This window comes from Pseudomonas sp. MBLB4123 (assembly GCF_051904775.1).
Taxonomy (GTDB): Bacteria; Pseudomonadota; Gammaproteobacteria; order Pseudomonadales; family Pseudomonadaceae; genus Aquipseudomonas; species Aquipseudomonas benzenivorans_B.
Genome location: NZ_CP196711.1, coordinates 3115227 through 3133506, shown reverse-complemented (window position 1 = coordinate 3133506; position 18280 = coordinate 3115227). Strand labels below are relative to the sequence as shown.

Genomic DNA, 18280 nt, shown 5'->3' with positions numbered 1-18280 from the left:
CAAAGGATGGATACGTGAGCGAAGCGACTTCCCCGAAAGAGCAAGAGCAACCCGTGCCGGACGCGCCCGATGTGGCGCCGCCTGCCGCCGACAAGCCGAGCGGCTCCACCTGGGGCGCCTTGCCGGTAGCCGCCCTGGCCCTGTTGCTGGGTGTCGCCGGCGCCGCCGCCGGCGGCTGGAGCCTGTGGCAGTTGCGGGGCCTGGAGGCGCAGGCGCAACAGCGGCTCGAACAGGTGCAGGAGGCGCGCGAGCAGACCGAGGCCGTGGCCCAGCAGGCCGAGGGGCTGAGCGCGCGGCTGCAACAGCTGCCGACGGTGGCCGAGCTGGAAGAGCGCCGGCGTCTGCTGGCTCGACTGCAGGGCGATCAGCAGCTGCTCAACCAGCGGTTGGAGACCGTGCTCGGCGCCAGCCGCCAGGACTGGCGCCTGGCCGAGGCCGAGCATCTGCTGCGCCTGGCCAGCCTGCGCCTGTCCGCCCTGCAGGACATCGACAGTGCCAAGGCCCTGGTGCAGGGCGCCGACGAGATCCTCCGCGAGCAGGACGATCCGGCGGCCTTCGCCGCCCGCGAGCAGCTGGCCAAGAGCCTGGAGGCCTTGCGCGCGACGCCCAACCCGGATCGCACCGGGTTGTTCCTTCAGCTCGGTGCCCTGCGCGACCAGGCGGGGCAGCTCAGCGCCCTCAATCCGGTGTTCGACAGCCAGGGCGGGGTGCTCGGCGAGCTCGCCGCCCAGGGCGATGGCACCAGCTGGTGGTCCCAGGGGCTGCAGACCCTGTCCCAGTATTTCCGCATCGACTTCAGTGCCGACCAGAACATCCGACCGCTGCTCGCCGGGCAGAGCCTGACCCAGGTGCGCCTGGCTCTCAGCCTGGCCCTGGAACAGGCGCAGTGGGCCGCCTTGCATGGACAGACCCCGGTGTATCGGCAGGCGCTGCTGCAAGCGGCCGAGGTGCTGGATGCGCACTTCAACCGCGACAACCCGGCCAGCCGTGCCCTGCGTGCGCGCATCGACGAGTTGATCGGCCAGTCCGTCGAGGTGGTCGCACCGGATCTGAGCGACTCGCTCACTGCCGTGCAGGCCTATCTGCTGCGCAAGGAGTCGGCGCGTAACGGGCTCGTCCCCGAAGCGCCGGCCGCCGATACCCCGAGTGACGAGGAGGCGCGGCCATGAAGCGGGTCCTCCTGTTGCTCGCCGTGCTGCTGGTGGTGGCGGGGCTGGCGCTGCTCGGCATGGCCATCGCCGAGCACAAGGGCTACGTGCTGTTCGCCTACCAGGGCTTGCGCTACGAGTCCAGCCTGTGGGCCTTCCTCGGGTTGCTGCTGGCGGTCTGGCTGCTGTGGCGCCTGCTGCGTCTGGCGCTGCGTCTGCTGCTGACCTCGGGGCGGCTGATCAATCCCTGGTCGCGTCTGCACCGCAGCCGCCGCGTGCGCCTGGCCTCCGAGCAGGGCTTCGTCGACCTGGCCGAGGGACGCTGGGTGCCGGCGCTGCGCTACCTGCGGCGGGCGGCGGAAAGCGACCCGCAACCCCTGATGTACTACCTCAGCGCGGCGCGCGCCGCGCACAAGCTGGGCCAGCACGAGGACAGCGACGCCCTGCTGGAGCGGGCGCTCAAGCGCCAGCCCGACGCCGAGCTGGCGATCGCCCTGACCCATGCCAAGCTGCAGCAGGCGCGCGGGCAGAGCGACTCGGCGCGCGAAACCCTGGAGATCATGCGCGAGCGTTACCCGCAGCACCGCCAGGTGCTACGTCAGCTGCAGCGCCTGTACCAGCAGGCCGGAGACTGGTCGGCCCTGCTCGGCCTGTTGCCGGAGCTGCGCAAGCACAAGGTCCTCGGCGGCGCCGAGTTGGCGGAGCTCGAGCGTCAGGCCTGGCACGGGCGTCTGGCCGCCGCCGGGCAGAACGGCGAAGGCGACGCGCCGGCGGCCCTGGCGGCCCTGACCCAGGCCTGGGAGCAGTTGTCCTCGGCCCAGCGCCAGGAGCCCGAACTGCTCGCCGTGTATGCCGAGCAACTGCGCGTTCTAGGCGCCGAGAGCGAGGCGGAGGAGCTGCTGCACCAGGCCCTCAAGCGCAACTACGACAGCCGCCTGGTGCGCCTCTATGGGCTGCTGCGCGGGCGCAACCCGGGGCGCCAGCTGCAGGCGGCCGAGGGCTGGTTGAAGCAGCATCCGCAGGACGCCGGCCTGTTGCTGACCGTCGGCCGGCTATGCCTGCTGAATCAGCTGTGGGGCAAGGCCAAGGAATACTTCGAGAGCAGCCTGGTGTTCCAGCGCGATCCGGAGACCTGTGCCGAGCTGGCCCGCCTGCTGGCGCGCCTGGGCGAGGTCGAGCGCAGCAACCAGTTGTTCCAGGAGGGCCTGGGCTTGCTCGACCGCCGCCTGGGCGGCTTGCCGCTGCCACAACCTGCCGTCCACGACTAGGGCTCTAACCCGGCGCCCTGGCATCGGACGCCGGCGAGCGGACGCATGGCGCTTTTGGGCGGATGGCTAACCGCTCTGCTCGCTGGCTTTGCCTTGATCGCTCCGGGCGCTTTCCTCTACCGTAGGCGGCTTCGTATCCCCCTCGGAGCCGCCATGTCCCTGGCCAGTCCTCGTTCCCTTTACTCACTCGCCTGTCTTGGCTGTCTGGCGCTGATGGCCGTCGCCCTCTATTTGGAGCACGTGGTTGGCCTCGAGCCTTGCCCCCTGTGCGTCGTCCAGCGCGTCTGCGTGATCGGTTTCGGCCTCGTTTGCCTGATCGCCGCGCTGCATGCGCCGGGACGCGCCGGCCGCCGTGGTTATGCCGGGCTGGCGCTGTTGTTCGCCGCGGCCGGTGGCGGCACGGCCGCGCGGCAGATCTGGCTGCAGGGGGTGCCGGCGGATCAGCTACCGGCGTGCCTGCCGAGCCTCGACTACATGATGGAGGCCCTGCCGTTCCAGGAAATCGTGCGCCTGGTGCTGCATGGCTCGGCCGATTGCGCCGAAGTCAGCTGGACCCTGTTCGGCATGAGCATTCCGGAATGGAGCCTGCTCGGTTTCGTCGCCATGCTGGGCTTGGCCCTGGTGCAGCTGCTGCGCCGCGACTGACCGCCAGGCCCCGTCTCCTGCCATCTTGCGCGCCGCCATTGGGCGATCGAGCCCAGGCGTGGCGTGGGGCGCGGATCAAACGGCTGTATGAAACTTTCTCGACCCGGTGCCTTGCCGGCACTGGCCCACGGGCATAATCTGGCTCGCACGCACCGCCGGAAAGTTGCCATTACGCGGTTGCCTTCCCAAGACCATGCACCGATTGACAATAAACCGTCTCGGATCGGACGTATAACAGGAATACCGATAAGGGAAGTGAGGTCGTCATGCTCGAGAGTTGTCAGAACGCCCAGGAGCGTTGGGGCGGGGTTCACCTGCTGATAGACCGCTGGTTGCAGGAACGCCAAGAGTTGGTCGCCGCCTTCGCGGCCCTTAGCGAGTCCCCGCGAGCCCCCAGCGCCAATGCGCAAACCTTGCAGAAATTCTGCGAAGTACTGGTCGACTACGTGTCGGCCGGGCATTTCGAGGTCTACGAACAGCTGACCAGCGAGGCCAAGGCCTTCGGCGATCAGCGCGGTCTCGACCTGGCCAAGCGAATCTATCCCCGTATCGAGGCGATCACCGAAGTGGCGCTGTCGTTCAATGATCGCTGCGACAACGGCGACTGTCGTGACGGTGTGTCGCTGGGGGAGGAGCTGAACCGCCTCGGCCAACTGCTGCACGAGCGCTTCGAGTTGGAAGACTGCCTGATCGAAGTGCTGCACAACGCCCACCAGCAGCAGGCGACACCGGCCCTCTGAGCGAGGCGCCCACCGGCCTCGGTTCCCCCGCCTGGAGCAATAGGGCGACATCGGGCAGGCGCGAGAGTGTCTCCGGCCCCTGTCACGCCCGGCTGCTGCGGCGAAGCGGCGGTGACACCTGTCGTTCATCGGTACGACCGATCGCCCTTCCTGGGCCACCGCTCCGTGCTCCGCCTTCACCCTGTCCCCAACGTGGCTGCTGGCGCGCCGCGAGCGCCTGAATGGGCCTATGCCCCGGCCTTTCCTCGGGCAGGAGGCCACCTCCCGTTACGCTCGTGTGCAGCGCTGCTGCCCAGGGCTGCGAGAGGCCAGGGTCGCCCCGACTCGGCTCGCAAGGCCTCCTGGCGATAGGTGCGGACCGCTCGGGCCCTGGCCCGAACTAGCGACCGTTGCCCCTGGCGACTAGTATGGGCTGCATCCACCCCCACGCGGAGGCGCGCCATGTCGGCCAAGAAGAACGCTAAGAAGAATACCGTTGGTACCCCCTTGCACTTGCTTCACCAGCTTTCCGGCAGCTTGCTCGAGCATCTGGAAAAGGCCTGTTCGCAAGCGTTGGCCGACGCCGAAAAGCTTTTGGCCAAGCTGGAGAAGCAGCGTGGCAGCGCCCAGGAAAAACTGCACAAGGCTCGGGGCAAGCTGCAGGATGCGGCTGCGGCCGGCAAGGCCAAGGCGCAGACCAAGGCCAAGACCCTGGTGGCCGAACTGGAAGGCCTGCTCGATACCCTCAAGGCGCGGCAGACCGAGACCCGCAGCTACATCCTGCAACTCAAGCGCGATGCCCAGGAGAGCCTGAAACTCGCCCAGGGAGTGGGCAAGGTCAAGGAGGCCGCGAGCAAGGCACTGAGCAGTCGTGAAGCCAAGCCGGCCGCCGTGAAGGCCGCCGCTGCCAAGAGCCCGGCGGCCAAGGTTCCCGCCAAGCCGGCGGTGCGCAAGGCCTCGACAGTAGCCAAACCCGTCGCCAAGCCGGCGGCGAGGAAACCGGCCGCTGCAGCCGCTAAGTCGGCCGCTACGGCGTCGGCGAAACCGGCCGCCAAGCCCGCCACCAAGGCGCCCGCCAAGCCGGCAGCGGCCACGACCGCCGGCAAGGCCCCGGCGCGGGCCGCGGCGAAGCCTGCGGCCAAACCCGCAGCGGCAAAGGCAGCCGATGCGGCCGGAGCCCCTGCCGACAAACCGGCCGCGAGCAAGGCGCCGAGAAAACCGGCGACCAAGTCCGCGGCTAAGCCAGCTGCCAAGCCGGCGGCCCGCAAGCCTGCGGCCGCCAAGCCCGCGCCGAGCCCGTCGACTGCCCCGGCTGCGACCCGCGCGCCGGGGGCTGCTCCAGACGACGGTGGCGGCACGCCGCCCGCGACGTCCTAAGCCGGCAGGGCCGCGTCGCGCAGCTGTTGCAGCGCGGCGTCGGTCGCCGCCGTACGGCCGGGTGCCAGGGCGTCCAGCCAGGCCTCCAGGTCTTTCGCGGACTCGGCCGGCCAATCCCGGCTGGTCACAGCCAGGCGCTGCATCTGCACCCGCTCGGCGTCCAGCTCGAGGCGCTTGATCTGCTCGCGCAGCCCGGCCAGGGCGTCGTCGCCTCGGGCAGCGTCTCGCCAGTCCTGGCGAATCTGCCGTAAGCGCTCGACCACCTGGCGTTGCCAGGGCCGAGCGATGGCTTGCAGCTGCTCGATCCGCCACGCCGTGCAGGCGACGCCACGGCGGCCGAGCCATACGGCGCAGATCAGCAGGCAGACATCGGCGCCCTGGTCCTGCAACTGCAGGCAGGCCGTCTCGACGCCAGGGCGTTGGTAGTAGTCTTCGGCGAAACGCCACAGATCAGTGGGCATGGTGCTTTCCGAGTATGCGGCGGGCGACTCTGATAGACTTCGCCGCCATTATGATCCGACTCCAGAACCTCACTCTACAGCGTGGTCCGCAGCGCCTGCTAGAAGGCGCCGAGCTGACCCTGCACGCCGGCCAGAAAGCCGGCCTGATCGGCGCCAACGGCGCCGGCAAATCCAGCCTGTTCGCCCTGCTGCGCGGTGAACTGGGCCCCGACGCCGGCGACTGCCTGTTGCCGGCGGACTGGCGCATCGCCCACATGCGCCAGGAGGTCGATAATCTCGAACGCCTGGCGGTGGACTACGTGCTCGACGGCGATGTTCATCTGCGCCGCCTGCAGGCCGAACTGGCGACGGCCGAGGCCGCCCAGGACGGCGCCGCCATCGCCCGTCTGCACACCGAGCTGGACAGCGCCGACGGCTACACGGCAGCCGCCCGGGCACGCAAGCTGCTGGCCGGCCTGGGCTTCGAACACGCCCAGATGGATCGCCGCGTCGGCGACTTCTCCGGCGGCTGGCGCATGCGCCTGAACCTGGCCCAGGCGCTGATGTGCCCCTCCGACCTGCTGCTGCTGGACGAGCCGACCAACCACCTGGACCTGGACGCCATCCTCTGGCTGGAGGGTTGGCTGAAGAGCTATCCCGGCACCCTGCTGCTGATCTCCCACGACCGCGACTTCCTCGATGCGGTGGTCGACCACGTGGCCCATCTCGACCAGCAGAAGCTGACCCTGTACCGCGGCGGCTACTCGGCCTTCGAGCGCACCCGCGCCGAGCGCCTGGCGCAGCAGCAGCAGGCCTACGAGAAGCAGCAGGCGCAGCGCGCCCACATGGAAAAATACATCGCCCGCTTCAAGGCCCAGGCGACCAAGGCGCGCCAGGCGCAGAGCCGGATCAAGGCCCTGGAGCGCCTCGAGGAACTGGCCCCGGCCCATGTCGACTCGCCCTTCGATTTCAGCTTCCGCGAGGCCAGCAAGATCTCCAGCCCGCTGCTGGACCTGGCCGAGGGCCGCCTCGGCTATGGCGACAAGGCCGTGCTGGAACAGGTCAAGCTGAGCCTGGCGCCGGGCGCGCGCCTGGGCCTGCTGGGGCCGAACGGCGCCGGCAAGTCGACCCTGATCAAGAACCTGGCCGGCGAGCTGCAGCCGATCGGTGGGCGCCTGCAGCGCGGCGAGAATCTGGTGGTGGGTTACTTCGCCCAGCACCAGCTCGACGCCCTCGACGACCAGGCCTGCCCGCTGCTGCACCTGCAGCGCCTGGCGCCGAGCGAGCGCGAGCAGACCCTGCGCGACTTCCTCGGCGGCTTCGATTTCCGCGGCGCCCGCTGCGACGAGCCGGTGCTGAACTTCTCCGGCGGCGAGAAGGCGCGCCTGGCCCTGGCGCTGATCGCCTGGGGGCGACCCAACCTGCTGCTGCTGGACGAGCCGACCAACCACCTGGACCTGGAGATGCGCCTGGCCCTGACCCTGGCCCTGCAGGAGTTTTCCGGGGCCGTGGTGGTGGTCTCCCACGACCGCCACCTGCTCAAGAGCACCACCGACGAGTTCCTCTTGGTCGCCGACGGCCGCGTGCAGGCGTTCGACGGCGACCTCGACGACTACGCCCGCTGGCTGCTGGACTTCCGCGCGCGGCAGGCCCCGGTACCGGCGAATGGCGGCGAGGCCGGCCTCGACAGGACCGACAAGCGTGCCCAGCGCCAAGCCGCCGCGGCGTTGCGCCAGCAGCTGGCGCCGCACAAGCGCGAGGCCGACAGGCTGGAGAAGGAACTCGGCCAGCTGCACGAGCGGCTCGCCGGGATCGAGGCGCGCCTGGGCGACAGCGCGCTGTACGACGCGGCGCGCAAGGACGAGCTGCGCGACCTGCTGGCCGAGCAGGCCAAGCTGAAGGGCCGCGAGGCCGACCTGGAAGAGCGCTGGCTGCTCGCCCTGGAAACCCTCGAAGCCCTGCAGCGTGAGTTGGAGGCGGCCAGTTGAGCCGGAGAACAGTGAGCGAGGCGCCGCGCCAATGCCATGCCGGGGCCGTGCGGCGCGGCCCCGTTACGCGGCCAAGTCGAGGTGACGCGTCCCCCTATCGATAGCGACTCGTTTATTCGGCTATTCAGCGCACCCTGCGCCCATGGCGTGGCGGTGCTCACTCAAACCCTGGCAATCACGAGACCGAACGCACTATGGAATGGCTCGCCAACCCGGAAATCTGGGTCGCATTTCTCACCCTGACCGCCCTGGAGATCGTCCTCGGCATCGACAACATCATCTTCATCTCGATCCTCGTCAGCCGCCTGCCCAAGGAGCAGCAGCCGAAGGCGCGCTTCTTCGGCCTGGCCCTGGCCATGGGCACGCGAATCGCCCTGCTGCTGTCGATCGCCTGGGTGATGCGCCTGACCGCCGACCTGTTTCAGGTCTTCGGCCAGGGCGTGTCCGGTCGCGACCTGATTCTGTTCTTCGGCGGCCTGTTCCTGCTGTTCAAGAGCACCATGGAGATCTACCACAGCCTGGAGGGCGCCGAGGAGGCGCAGCAGGCCGCCGGCAAGGCCTACGGCTTCATGGGCATCATCGTGCAGATCGCCATCATCGACATCGTCTTCTCCCTGGACTCGGTGATCACCGCCGTGGGCCTGGTCGACGATGTGTCGGTGATGGTGGCCGCCATCGTCATCTCGGTGATCGTCATGATGCTCTCGGCGGGCACCATCAGCGACTTCATCGACAAGCACCCAAGCCTGAAGATGCTGGCCCTGTCGTTCCTCATCGTGGTCGGTACCGTGCTGGTGGCCGAGGCCTTCGAGGTGCACGTGCCCAAGGGCTACGTCTACTTCGCCATGGCCTTCTCCCTGGCGGTGGAAGCCATCAACATCCGCCTGCGCGGCGCCATGGCGCGGCGCAAGGGGCAGGAGCCGGTGCACCTGCGCAAGGGCTCGCCGGACTGAGCGGCGCGTCTGGTCGCGCCGCAGCGCAAGGGGTAGGCTGAGAGGCCTGCCCTGTAGCCCCCTCAACAACACATTTCGAGGTATCCGCCATGGCCCTGCAGACCTGGCTCGCGTTTTTCGTCGCCTGTTGGGTGATCAGCCTGTCGCCCGGTGCCGGGGCCATCGCCTCGATGTCTTCCGGCCTGCAGTACGGTTTCTGGCGCGGTTACTGGACCGCCCTGGGGCTGCAGATCGGCCTGGCGCTGCAGATCGTCATAGTCGCCGCCGGGGTGGGGGCGATCCTCGCCGCCTCGGCGCTGGCCTTCAGCCTGATCAAGTGGTTCGGCGTGCTCTACCTGGTCTACCTGGGTTACCGCCAGTGGCGTGCGCTGCCCGCCGACATGGCCGCCGCACCCGCCCAGCGCCCCCTGGGGCGGCCGCTGACCCTGGTATTGCGCGGCTTTCTGGTGAACATCAGCAACCCCAAGGCGATCATCTTCATGCTCGCCGTGTTGCCGCAGTTTCTCGACCCCCATGCGCCGCTGCTGCCGCAATACCTGCTGATGGGCGTGACCATGATCGGCGTCGACCTGCTGGTCATGGCCGGCTACACAGGGCTTGCCTCGCGGGTCCTGGGTCTGTTGCGCACGCCGCGCCAGCAGCGTCTGCTGAACCGCAGCTTCGGTGCCCTGTTCATCGGCGCCGCGGCGCTGCTGGCCACGGTGCGCCGGGCGCCGGCCTGAGGCCGGTTGCCTGCCGTCAACCCGAGGAGATCGCTGGTCGATGCGTGTGTGGATCGATGCCGACGCCTGCCCGCGGGCGGCCCGGGACCAGGTGGTGAAGTTCGCCCTCAAGCGCGGCTTCGAGGTGGTGCTGGTGGCCGGTCAGGCGGTGGCCCGGCCGGGCTTCGCCTGCGTGAAGCTGATCGTGGTGCCGAGCGGTCCGGATGCGGCGGACGACTACCTGGTCGAACACGCCGTGCCTGGCGAGCTGGCGATCTGCAGCGACGTGCCCCTGGCCGACCGCCTGGTGAAGAAGGGCGTGGCTGCCCTCGACCCGCGGGGACGCGAGTTCGACGAGCGTAACATGGGCGACAAGCTGGCCACCCGTAACCTCTTCACCGAGTTACGCGAGCAGGGCCAGGTCGGTGGTGGCCAGGCCGCCTATTCGGACAAGGACCGCCAGGCCTTCGCCAATTCGCTGGACCGCATCCTGACGCGTTTGAGTCGGCCGGGTTGAGGCGCCGGCGCCGGCACCCATCTCCCCGGCAGCGGTAGCGCTGCGCTCGACCCATCCTAGCCGCACAGATAGGTGCCGGTGCCCACCGCCACCAGGATGCCCTCGTCGTTGTGCAGCTCGCTGCGCACCACCGCCACCTTGTTGCCCGAGCGCAGCAGCACCGCGCTGGCGGTGAAGCCGCGACCGCGGCCGGGGCGCAGGTAGTCGATGCGCAGGTCGATGGTGCCGAGTTTGGACAGCCGCGCCATGCGCTCGCCGGCGGGCAGATGCTGGTGGCGTTCGAAGGCGCCGATCAGCGCCATGGCGCCGCCGGTCACGTCGAGCAGCGAGGCGATCACTCCGCCGTGGAGGATGCCGTGCATGAAGTTGCCGATCAGCTCGTCCTTCATCGGCAGGGTCATGGTCACCCGGTCCGGGGACAACAGCTCGAGCTCGATGCCGAGCAGCTGGTTGAACGGGATGCGTTGGAAGAAGCCGCTCACCGCCTGTTGCAGTTCAGGGGTGAGTTCGAAGGGTTGGGTCATGGAGCCTGCGCCTGGAGGAAATGCGCCCACGCTGCCGCACTGCGTCGGGCTTGACCAGTGGCGCGGCGGGTGTGCCGCGCGCATTGGCGGGATTGGCGTAGCGCCGTCGCGTCGGATCAGCCGCCATGGACCAGCTCGAGGACCCGGTCGACCAGCTTGTTGATCCCCGAGGCGGCCTGGCTGATCGACTGGGCGAGCATATAGGCCGGGGTGCTGACCAGCTTGCGCGCGCTGTCTTCGATTATCTCGCTGACCTCGCACTCGCGGTGCACGGCGCCCATCTGGGTCAGGGCCGCGGCGGTGTCGTGGTCGTTGCCTATGGTGCATTCCACGCCGTTGCCGAAGATCCGCGCGGCCAGCACCGGCGAGATGCAGATCAGGCCGATCGGCTTGGCGGCGTCGGCGAAGGCCTTGGCCGCCGCCAGCACGTCGGCCTGCACGGTGCAGTTGGCGCCGCTCAGGGCGAAGTCGGAGAGGTTCTTCGCCGCGCCGAAGCCGCCGGGCAGGATCAGCGCGTCGAAGTCGTCGACATGCAGTTCGCGTACGTCCTTGATCTTGCCGCGGGCGATGCGCGCGGACTCGACCAGCACGTTGCGGCTCTCGTCCATCTCGTCGCCGCTGTAGTGGTCGACCACGTGCAGCTGCTCGATATTGGGGGCGAAGCACTGCACCTGGGCGCCGCGCTGGTCGAGGCGCAGCAGGGTGATCACGCTTTCGTGGATTTCCGCGCCGTCGTAGACGCCGCAACCGGACAGAATCACTGCCACTTTCTCTTTCATTCAAGACTCCTGGTCATGGGGCTGGGCCGAGGTGGCTGCGCAGGAAGCCTCTGGCTAGCTGCTGGGCATCCTTGGCGAGTTGCGGTTGGTAGGTGGCCAGATCGCTGAGATGATCGAACACATGATCGGCCTGGGCATAGCGTTTCACCTGGATCGCGCCGGCAGGCAGATGTTGCAGGGCGTCCAGGCACTGGCGGTGGTCGGTGATGTGGTCCTCGCCGGCCAGCAGCATCAGCTGCGGCGGCTGCGGGCTCATCCGCCGACGCAGCTCGGCGGGAAAGCCGCAATAGGGGTAGTAGAGGATCGCCGCCTTGACCCGCTGCAGGCCCTGACGGCCCGGTGCGGCGAAGCCATGGCCGGCCTCGCCGGCGTAGGCCAGGGCATCGAGAATGCTCCAGCCGCCATGGGAGAAGCCGAGCAGGGCCAGGCGCCGGCCATCGACCCGGGGCAGCTGGGCGGCCAGTTCGATGGCGGCGTAGACGTCCAGGGCGCGCTGGTTGCCCCACAGCCGCTTGCCGGCGCACACCGGCCGCCAGTCATCGATGCCGCGGGCCGCGTAGCTGTCGACGAACAGCGTGGCGTAGCCGGCGGGCAGCAGCCAGGCATTGACGCTGTCGAGCAGCGCCTGGCGTTGTCCGCTGCAGCCGTGGAACACCAGCACGGTGGCGAAAGGCCCCTTGCCTTCCGGGGTGAACAGGCGCAGGTGCGGGGCCAGGCGGGCCTTGGCGTGGCTGAGGTCATCGGCTTTCGGCAGCAGCGCCGCGCGATAGGGGTAGAGGCCGGCCAGGGCGGCGATGCTCAGCAGGGCCAGGGCGGTCAGGAGCCGGCGAAGTGGTCTGCGCATACTGTCGTCATCTGTCACTCGATCACCTGGGCGCAAGGGGCTCCGCCCGGCGGGTTGTCATCCTTAGCAATCCTAGCCGCTGGCGGCGCACCGCGACATGCGGCGGGGCGAATTCTGCCGGGGCGCCGTCAGTCGCTCGGCCGGCGCAGGCGCCGCCGCAGCCACAGGACCGCGGCGAGCAGCAGCAGGGCGGCGAAGATGTACCGCTGATAGCGCTGCAGGTCGCCGAGCAGCACCTCCAGGGCCGCGCCCAGGTGGTAGGCGGCCAGGCCCAGGCCGCCGGCCCACAGCGCCGTGCCCAGGGCGTCGAGCAGCAGGTAGCGGCGCCAGGGGTAGCCGGACAGGCCGATGGCCAGCGGCATCACCGTGCGCATGCCGTAGATGAAGCGAAAGCTCAGCACCCACAGGTCCGGATAGCGGCGCAGGTGGCGCAATGCCTTCTCGCCCAGGGCGTGCCAGTGGGGCCGGCGGTCGAGTATGGCGCGGCCGTGACGACGACCCAGGTGGTACCACAGCTGGTCGCTGGCATAGGTGCCGCAGAAGGCGCAGAGCACCACCCATTCGAGGCTCAGGTAGCCACGCAGGGCCAGGTAGGCCGCCAACAGCAGCGACATCTCGCCTTCGAGGAAGGTGCCCAGGACCAGGGCGGGGTAACCGAATTGTTGCAGCAGGTCTTCGAGCATGGCGCGAACCGCAGGCCGGGGCGTTCAGCCTACTCCCTCGGCGCGGCGGGGAAAACCGCGGCTGGCTCGACGCCGGCGCGTCGGCATGAGCACAATGGCGGTTCGGCCGCTGCGACGCGCAGTCGCAGACTCGATAGGGCTGTCATCTATTGGTCATAATGGCCGCTTATAACTGTCACACTCGCCCGTCCGCGCGGGCTCTGGAGTCTGCCGTGAGCTTTACCCCCGCCAACCGCCTGTTCCCCGCCACCCGCCTGCGCCGCAACCGCCGCGACGACTTCTCCCGGCGCCTGGTGCGCGAGCACCGCCTGAGCGTCGACGACCTGATCCTGCCGGTGTTCGTGCTCGACGGCGAGGGCCGCCGCGAGGCGATTCCATCGATGCCCGGCGTCGAGCGCCTGTCCATCGACCTGCTGCTGGAGGCCGCGGAACACTGGGTGGCCCTGGGCATTCCGGCCCTGGCGCTGTTCCCGGTGACGCCGCTGGAGAAGAAGTCGCTGGATGGCAGCGAGGCCTGGAACCCGGACGGCATCGCCCAGCGTGCGATCCGCGCCCTGCGCGCGCGCTTCCCGGAGCTGGGGGTGATCAGCGACGTGGCCCTGGACCCCTTCACCACCCACGGCCAGGACGGCATCCTCGACGACAGCGGCTACGTGCAGAACGACATCACCGTCGACGCCCTGGTCAAGCAGGCGCTGTCCCACGCCGAGGCCGGCGCCCAGGTGGTGGCGCCCTCGGACATGATGGACGGCCGCGTGCAGGCGATCCGCGAGGCGCTGGAGTTGGCCGATCACAGCAACGTGCGCATCATGGCCTATTCGGCCAAGTACGCCAGCGCCTACTACGGCCCGTTCCGCGACGCGGTCGGCTCGGCGGCCAATCTCGGCAAGAGCAACAAGAACAGCTACCAGATGGACCCGGCCAACAGCGACGAGGCCCTGCACGAGGTGGCCGCCGACCTGGCCGAAGGCGCCGACATGGTCATGGTCAAGCCGGGCATGCCCTACCTGGACATTCTCGCCCGGGTGAAAAGCGAATTCCGCGTGCCGACCTTTGTCTATCAGGTCAGCGGCGAGTACGCCATGCACAGGGCGGCGATCGACAACGGCTGGCTCTCCGAGGCGGTGATCCTCGAGTCGCTGACCGCCTTCAAGCGCGCCGGCGCCGATGGCATCCTCACCTATTTCGCCGTTCGCGCGGCAGAACTCTTGCAACAGGGGCGCTAGTCCCCCAGGACCAGACGATGAATACCGAAGGACTCACCCAGAGCGAACTGCTCGAGCCCCAGGCGCCGGCCGCCGAGTTGCCGGAACCGCCGGAGCCGGTGCCGGTCGAGGCGCCCACCCCGGCGCCGCCGCTGGTGGTGCCGAGCCTGGACGACAGCAGCCTGTACATCCACCGCGAGCTGTCGCAGCTGCAGTTCAACATCCGCGTGCTGGAGCAGGCGCTGGACGAGTCCTATCCGCTGCTGGAGCGGCTGAAGTTCCTGCTGATCTTCTCCAGCAACCTCGACGAGTTCTTTGAGATCCGCGTCGCCGGGCTGAAGAAGCAGATCAACTTCGCCCGCGAGCAGGCCGGCGCCGACGGCCTGCAGCCGCACCAGGCGCTGGCGCGGATTTCCGAGCTGGTGCACGAGCAGGTGAGCCGGCAGTACGCCATCCTCAACGACGTGCTGTTCCCGGCCCTGGCCAAGCACAACATCAACTTCATCCGCCGTCGCCACTGGAACACTAAGGTCAAGGCCTGGGTGCGTCGCTACTTCCGCGACGAGATCGCGCCGATCATCACGCCGATCGGCCTCGATCCGACCCACCCCTTCCCGCTGCTGGTGAACAAGAGCCTGAACTTCATTGTCGAGCTGGAGGGGGTCGACGCCTTCGGCCGCGATTCTGGCCTGGCGATCATCCCGGCGCCGCGCCTGCTGCCGCGGGTGATCCGGGTGCCGGAGGAGGTGGGGGGCGCGGGCGCCAACTACGTGTTCCTCTCCTCGATGATCCACGCCCATGCCGACGACCTGTTCCAGGGCATGAAGGTCAAGGGCTGCTACCAGTTCCGCCTGACCCGCAACGCCGACCTGTCGGTGGACACCGAGGACGTCGAGGACCTGGCTCGTGCCCTGCGCGGCGAGCTGTTCTCCCGGCGCTACGGCGACGCGGTGCGCCTGGAGGTGGTCGACAGCTGCCCGAAGAACCTGTCCGACTACCTGCTCAAGCAGTTCGGCCTGACCGAGGGCGAGCTGTACCAGGTCGGCGGCCCGGTCAACCTCACGCGGCTGTTCAGCATCACCGGTCTGGACAGCCACCCGGAGCTGCAGTACACGCCCTTCACCCCGGTGATTCCCAAGCTGCTGCAGAACAGCGAGAACATCTTCAGCGTGGTCAGCAAGCAGGACATCCTCCTGCTGCACCCCTTCGAGTCCTTCACCCCGGTGGTCGACCTGCTGCGCCAGGCGGCGAAGGACCCGCATGTGCTGGCGATCAAGCAGACCCTGTACCGCTCCGGGGCCAACTCGGAGATAGTCGATGCGCTGGTGGAGGCGGCGCGCAACGGCAAGGAGGTCACCGCGGTGATCGAGCTGCGCGCGCGCTTCGACGAGGAATCCAACCTGGCCCTGGCCAGCCGCCTGCAGGCCGCCGGCGCGGTGGTGATCTACGGCGTGGTGGGGTTCAAGACCCACGCCAAGATGATGCTGATCCTGCGCCGCGAGAACGGCGACATCGTCCGCTACGCCCACGTCGGCACCGGCAACTACCACGCCGGCAACGCCCGCCTGTACACCGACTACAGCCTGCTCACCGCCGATGTGGCCCTCGGCGAGGACGTGGCCAAGCTGTTCAGCCAGCTGATCGGCATGGGCAAGACCCTGCGCATGAAGAAGCTGCTGCACGCGCCCTTCACCCTGAAGAAGACCCTGCTCGATCTGATCGCCCGCGAGACGGCGCTGGCTGGCGAGGGCAAGCCGGCGCACATCATCGCCAAGTTCAATTCGCTGACCGACGCCAAGATCATCCGCGCGCTGTACAAGGCCAGCCAGGCCGGGGTGAAGATCGACCTGGTGGTGCGCGGCATGTGCTGCCTGCGCCCGGGCATTCCCGGGGTGTCGCACAACATCCAGGTGCGCTCGATCATCGGCCGCTTCCTCGAGCACACCCGGGTGTTCTACTTCCTCAACGAGGGCGAGGAGAAGATCTACCTGTCCAGTGCCGACTGGATGGAGCGCAACCTGGACAAGCGCGTCGAGACCTGCTTCCCGGTCGAGGGCAAGAAGCTGATCACCCGGGTGAAGAAGGAGCTAGAAAGTTACCTGACCGACAACACCCAGGCCTGGGTGCTGCAGCCGGATGGCCGTTACCTGCGCTGCAGCCCGACCGGCAACCAGAACCCGCGCAGCGCCCAGGCGGGGCTGCTGGAGAAGCTCACCGCGCCGGTGGTCAGCGCACGCTGAGGTCGATGCCGACCCGCTTGAGCCACTCCGCTTCCTGGGTGAAGTCGGCCTGGGTCAGCGGGTTGGCCGCCAGCCAGTCGTCCGGGAAGTGGATCTCCAGGCTGCCCTGGTCGGCCCGCAGCTGCACCCTGGGCATTTCCTGGGTGCCGCGGATGTGGTGGAAGAGGATGGCGAAGCGCAGCAGCACGCACAGGCGCACCAGCTTGATGCCTTCTTCGCCGAAGTCGGCGAGCTTGTCCTTGGGAATGTTGCGCCGGTGGCCGCGCACCAGCAGCGCCAGCATCTGCTGGTCGAGGCGCGAGAAGCCGGCCAGGTCGGAGTGCTCGACCAGGTAGGCGCCGTGCTTGTGGTACTGGTAGTGGGCGATGTCCAGGCCGATCTCGTGGACCCGTGCGGCCCACACCAGCAGCTCGCGGTGCCAGTCATCGCTGAGTTGCCAGCTGTGCTTGACCTGCTCCAGGGCTTCCAGCGCCTTGCTTTCGACCCGCGCGGCCTGCTCCAGGTCGACGTGATAGCGCTCCATCAGCGCGCTCAGGGTGCGCTCGCGCACGTCCTCGTGCTGGTGACGGCCGAGCAGGTCGTAGAGCACGCCCTCGCGCAGCGCCCCTTCGGAATGGACCATGCGCTGGATGTCGCAGGCATCGAAGATGGCCTCGAGAATCGCCAGGCCGGCGGGGAAGATGCCGCGCCGATCCGGCTTGATGCCCTCGAGGTCGAGCTTGTCCACCTCGCCGAGTTTGAACAGCTTGCGCTTGAGCCAGGCCAGGCCTTCGGCGTTGATCTCGCCGGTGCCCAGACCGGCGGCCTGGATGGCCAGGCCGACGGCCTTGATGGTGCCGGAGGCGCCGACCGCGTCTTCCCATCTGTGCCGGCGCAGGGCGTGCTCGATGCCCATCACCTCCAGGCGCGCCGCGGTGTAGGCCTGGGCATAGCGGGCCGGGGTGATCTTGCCGTCGCGGAAGAAGCGCTGGGTATAGCTGACGCAACCCATCTGCAGGCTCTCGCGCAGCAGCGGTTCGAAGCGCTGGCCGACGATGAACTCGGTGCTGCCGCCGCCGATGTCGGCGACCAGGCGTTTGCCCGGGGTGTCGGCGATGCTGTGGGACACGCCGAGGTAGATCAGGCGGGCCTCCTCGCGGCCGGAGATGACCTCCACCGGATGGCCGAGGATTGCCTCGGCGCGGCGGATGAACTCGGCGCGGTTGCGCGCCTCGCGCAGGGCGTTGGTGCCGACGATGCGTACCGCGCCCTCCGGCAGGCTGGCGGTCAGCTGGGCGAAGCGGCGCAGGCAGTCGAGTCCGCGGACCATGGCGTCCTCGCTGAGCAGGCGCTGCTCGTCGATGCCGGCGGCCAGCTGGACCTTGTCGCCGAGGCGTTCGAGCACGCGGATCTCGCCATGATCGGCCTTGGCCAGAACCATGTGGAAGCTGTTGGAACCCAGGTCAATGGCTGCAATCAAGGGAAAGGACTCGGCTGGGGTGTGCGGCATGGGGTCAGGGTCTCGACACGGGACAGGGCCATCCTGCCACGATAGGCCGGGTGAGCCAACGCATACTGCTGTCGCATGGCCGGCCTCGCAGCATCGGCCATGACGGCCAAGCGTCGATAAGTTTGTCCTGCCCCATAGTTAAGCTCAATGGCGCCCGCCTTCCTGTGCCAGGCAAGCCGGGCTATGATGTCGATCACTTTTTGCTTCCGAACACGGAGACTTTCCATGAGCGATTTCATCACCAACGTCAGCGATGCTAGCTTCGATGAAGAAGTTATCCAGGCTGAGGGTCCGGTACTGGTCGACTACTGGGCTGAGTGGTGCGGCCCATGCAAGATGATTGCCCCGGTTCTCGACGAGATCGCCCAGACCTACCAGGGCAAGCTGAAGGTCTGCAAGCTGAACATCGACGAGAACCAGGACACCCCGCCGAAGTACGGCGTGCGCGGTATCCCGACCCTCATGCTGTTCAAGAACGGCAACGTCGAGGCGACCAAGGTCGGCGCCCTGTCCAAGTCGCAACTGGCGGCTTTCCTCGACAGCAACATCTAAAGTCGCTGTGCACGAAAAAGCCCCGTCACCCGCGGGGCTTTTTTCTGGACGAAGGCTAGACGCCTTCGTCGGGCCGGTGTTACATTCGGCCTCGCTGCATTTCCTATGCAGCCCTCTGCAAGCCGTCGCCGACGCATTCCTACTCGAATATCTTCGCTACACCCGTAGGCGATCCTTTCGCCTCCCAGCGGCGCGGCTTCCCAAGCTA

Annotated in this window: 18 protein-coding genes; 12 read left to right on the top strand and 6 right to left on the bottom strand. The window is 68.3% G+C overall.

The genetic code is table 11. The features are described 5' to 3' along the window. The first annotated feature begins 14 nt into the window (after nucleotides 1–14). The 5 genes from ACSX1C_RS14470 (at nucleotide 15) to ACSX1C_RS14450 (ending at nucleotide 5157) form a co-directional block, all read left to right on the top strand. Nucleotides 15–1169 (top strand): uroporphyrinogen-III C-methyltransferase, encoded by a 1155-nt coding sequence (locus tag ACSX1C_RS14470; protein ID WP_439886710.1) that lies wholly within the window; start codon nucleotides 15–17, stop codon nucleotides 1167–1169. After that, a complete protein-coding gene (locus tag ACSX1C_RS14465; protein WP_439886709.1) occupies nucleotides 1166–2416 on the top strand; it encodes a heme biosynthesis HemY N-terminal domain-containing protein in 1251 nt (416 codons plus the stop codon). Before ACSX1C_RS14470 ends, ACSX1C_RS14465 begins: the two co-directional genes overlap by 4 nt. A 153-nt stretch (nucleotides 2417–2569) precedes the next feature. Next, nucleotides 2570–3061 carry a disulfide bond formation protein B gene (locus ACSX1C_RS14460; protein WP_439886708.1) on the top strand — a complete coding sequence of 164 codons (492 nt, stop codon included), beginning with the start codon at nucleotides 2570–2572 and terminating at the stop codon, nucleotides 3059–3061. Between the two features lie 266 nt (nucleotides 3062–3327). After that, on the top strand, nucleotides 3328–3801 hold the full coding sequence (gene rsd / locus ACSX1C_RS14455) for a sigma D regulator (RefSeq protein ID WP_318644571.1): 474 nt from the start codon (nucleotides 3328–3330) through the stop codon (nucleotides 3799–3801). Nucleotides 3802–4242: 441 nt separating this feature from the next. Next, the gene (locus tag ACSX1C_RS14450; protein ID WP_439886707.1) at nucleotides 4243–5157 is read left to right on the top strand and encodes an AlgP family protein; all 915 of its coding nucleotides are present in this window, start codon (nucleotides 4243–4245) and stop codon (nucleotides 5155–5157) included. On the opposite strand, the gene ACSX1C_RS14445 is transcribed toward ACSX1C_RS14450, so the two are convergent. Next, nucleotides 5154–5618 carry a TIGR02444 family protein gene (locus tag ACSX1C_RS14445; RefSeq protein ID WP_439886706.1) on the bottom strand — a complete coding sequence of 155 codons (465 nt, stop codon included), beginning with the start codon at nucleotides 5616–5618 and terminating at the stop codon, nucleotides 5154–5156. The genes ACSX1C_RS14450 and ACSX1C_RS14445 overlap by 4 nt on opposite strands. Nucleotides 5619–5668: 50 nt before the next feature. Between ACSX1C_RS14445 and ACSX1C_RS14440 the strand changes: the two genes are divergently transcribed. From ACSX1C_RS14440 to ACSX1C_RS14425, 4 genes are all read left to right on the top strand, one after another. Further along, complete coding sequence (locus ACSX1C_RS14440) at nucleotides 5669–7585, top strand: ATP-binding cassette domain-containing protein (RefSeq protein WP_439886705.1); 1917 nt, start codon at nucleotides 5669–5671, stop codon at nucleotides 7583–7585. A 194-nt stretch (nucleotides 7586–7779) separates the two neighbouring features. Beyond that, nucleotides 7780–8538, top strand: a complete 759-nt coding sequence (locus ACSX1C_RS14435) for a TerC family protein (protein ID WP_439886704.1) — start codon at nucleotides 7780–7782, stop codon at nucleotides 8536–8538. An 89-nt stretch (nucleotides 8539–8627) separates the two neighbouring features. Then, complete coding sequence (gene rhtB, locus ACSX1C_RS14430) at nucleotides 8628–9260, top strand: homoserine/homoserine lactone efflux protein (RefSeq protein ID WP_318644576.1); 633 nt, start codon at nucleotides 8628–8630, stop codon at nucleotides 9258–9260. Between the two features lie 40 nt (nucleotides 9261–9300). Further along, a complete protein-coding gene (locus ACSX1C_RS14425) occupies nucleotides 9301–9756 on the top strand; it encodes a YaiI/YqxD family protein (protein WP_439886703.1) in 456 nt (151 codons plus the stop codon). 56 nt (nucleotides 9757–9812) lie between these two features. On the opposite strand, the gene ACSX1C_RS14420 is transcribed toward ACSX1C_RS14425, so the two are convergent. The 4 genes from ACSX1C_RS14420 to ACSX1C_RS14405 form a co-directional block, all read right to left on the bottom strand. Beyond that, on the bottom strand, nucleotides 9813–10280 hold the full coding sequence (locus ACSX1C_RS14420) for a thioesterase family protein (RefSeq protein ID WP_439886702.1): 468 nt from the start codon (nucleotides 10278–10280) through the stop codon (nucleotides 9813–9815). A gap of 116 nt (nucleotides 10281–10396) precedes the next feature. Beyond that, nucleotides 10397–11059, bottom strand: a complete 663-nt coding sequence (gene elbB, locus ACSX1C_RS14415) for an isoprenoid biosynthesis glyoxalase ElbB (RefSeq protein ID WP_369958328.1) — start codon at nucleotides 11057–11059, stop codon at nucleotides 10397–10399. Nucleotides 11060–11072: 13 nt separating this feature from the next. Continuing rightward, nucleotides 11073–11903: a dienelactone hydrolase family protein gene (locus tag ACSX1C_RS14410; RefSeq protein WP_439886701.1), complete on the bottom strand. Its 831-nt coding sequence runs from the start codon at nucleotides 11901–11903 to the stop codon at nucleotides 11073–11075. A gap of 128 nt (nucleotides 11904–12031) precedes the next feature. Next, nucleotides 12032–12586, bottom strand: coding sequence for a DedA family protein (locus ACSX1C_RS14405; protein WP_439886700.1), 555 nt, complete (start codon nucleotides 12584–12586; stop codon nucleotides 12032–12034). 212 nt (nucleotides 12587–12798) lie between these two features. On the opposite strand from ACSX1C_RS14405, the gene hemB reads away from it, so the two are divergent. Together hemB and ppk1 are read left to right on the top strand one after the other, a co-directional pair. Continuing rightward, nucleotides 12799–13812, top strand: coding sequence for a porphobilinogen synthase (gene hemB, locus ACSX1C_RS14400; protein WP_439886699.1), 1014 nt, complete (start codon nucleotides 12799–12801; stop codon nucleotides 13810–13812). Between the two features lie 17 nt (nucleotides 13813–13829). Then, complete coding sequence (gene ppk1 / locus ACSX1C_RS14395; RefSeq protein ID WP_439886698.1) at nucleotides 13830–16031, top strand: polyphosphate kinase 1; 2202 nt, start codon at nucleotides 13830–13832, stop codon at nucleotides 16029–16031. Here the strand turns inward: ppk1 and ppx are convergent. After that, entirely contained in the window at nucleotides 16018–17520 is a 1503-nt protein-coding gene (gene ppx / locus ACSX1C_RS14390; RefSeq protein WP_439886697.1) for an exopolyphosphatase, read from the bottom strand. The genes ppk1 and ppx overlap by 14 nt on opposite strands. A 225-nt stretch (nucleotides 17521–17745) precedes the next feature. Here ppx and trxA point away from each other — a divergent pair, with 225 nt between their 5' ends. Beyond that, entirely contained in the window at nucleotides 17746–18072 is a 327-nt protein-coding gene (gene trxA, locus ACSX1C_RS14385; protein WP_318644585.1) for a thioredoxin TrxA, read from the top strand. Nucleotides 18073–18280 lie beyond the last annotated feature (208 nt).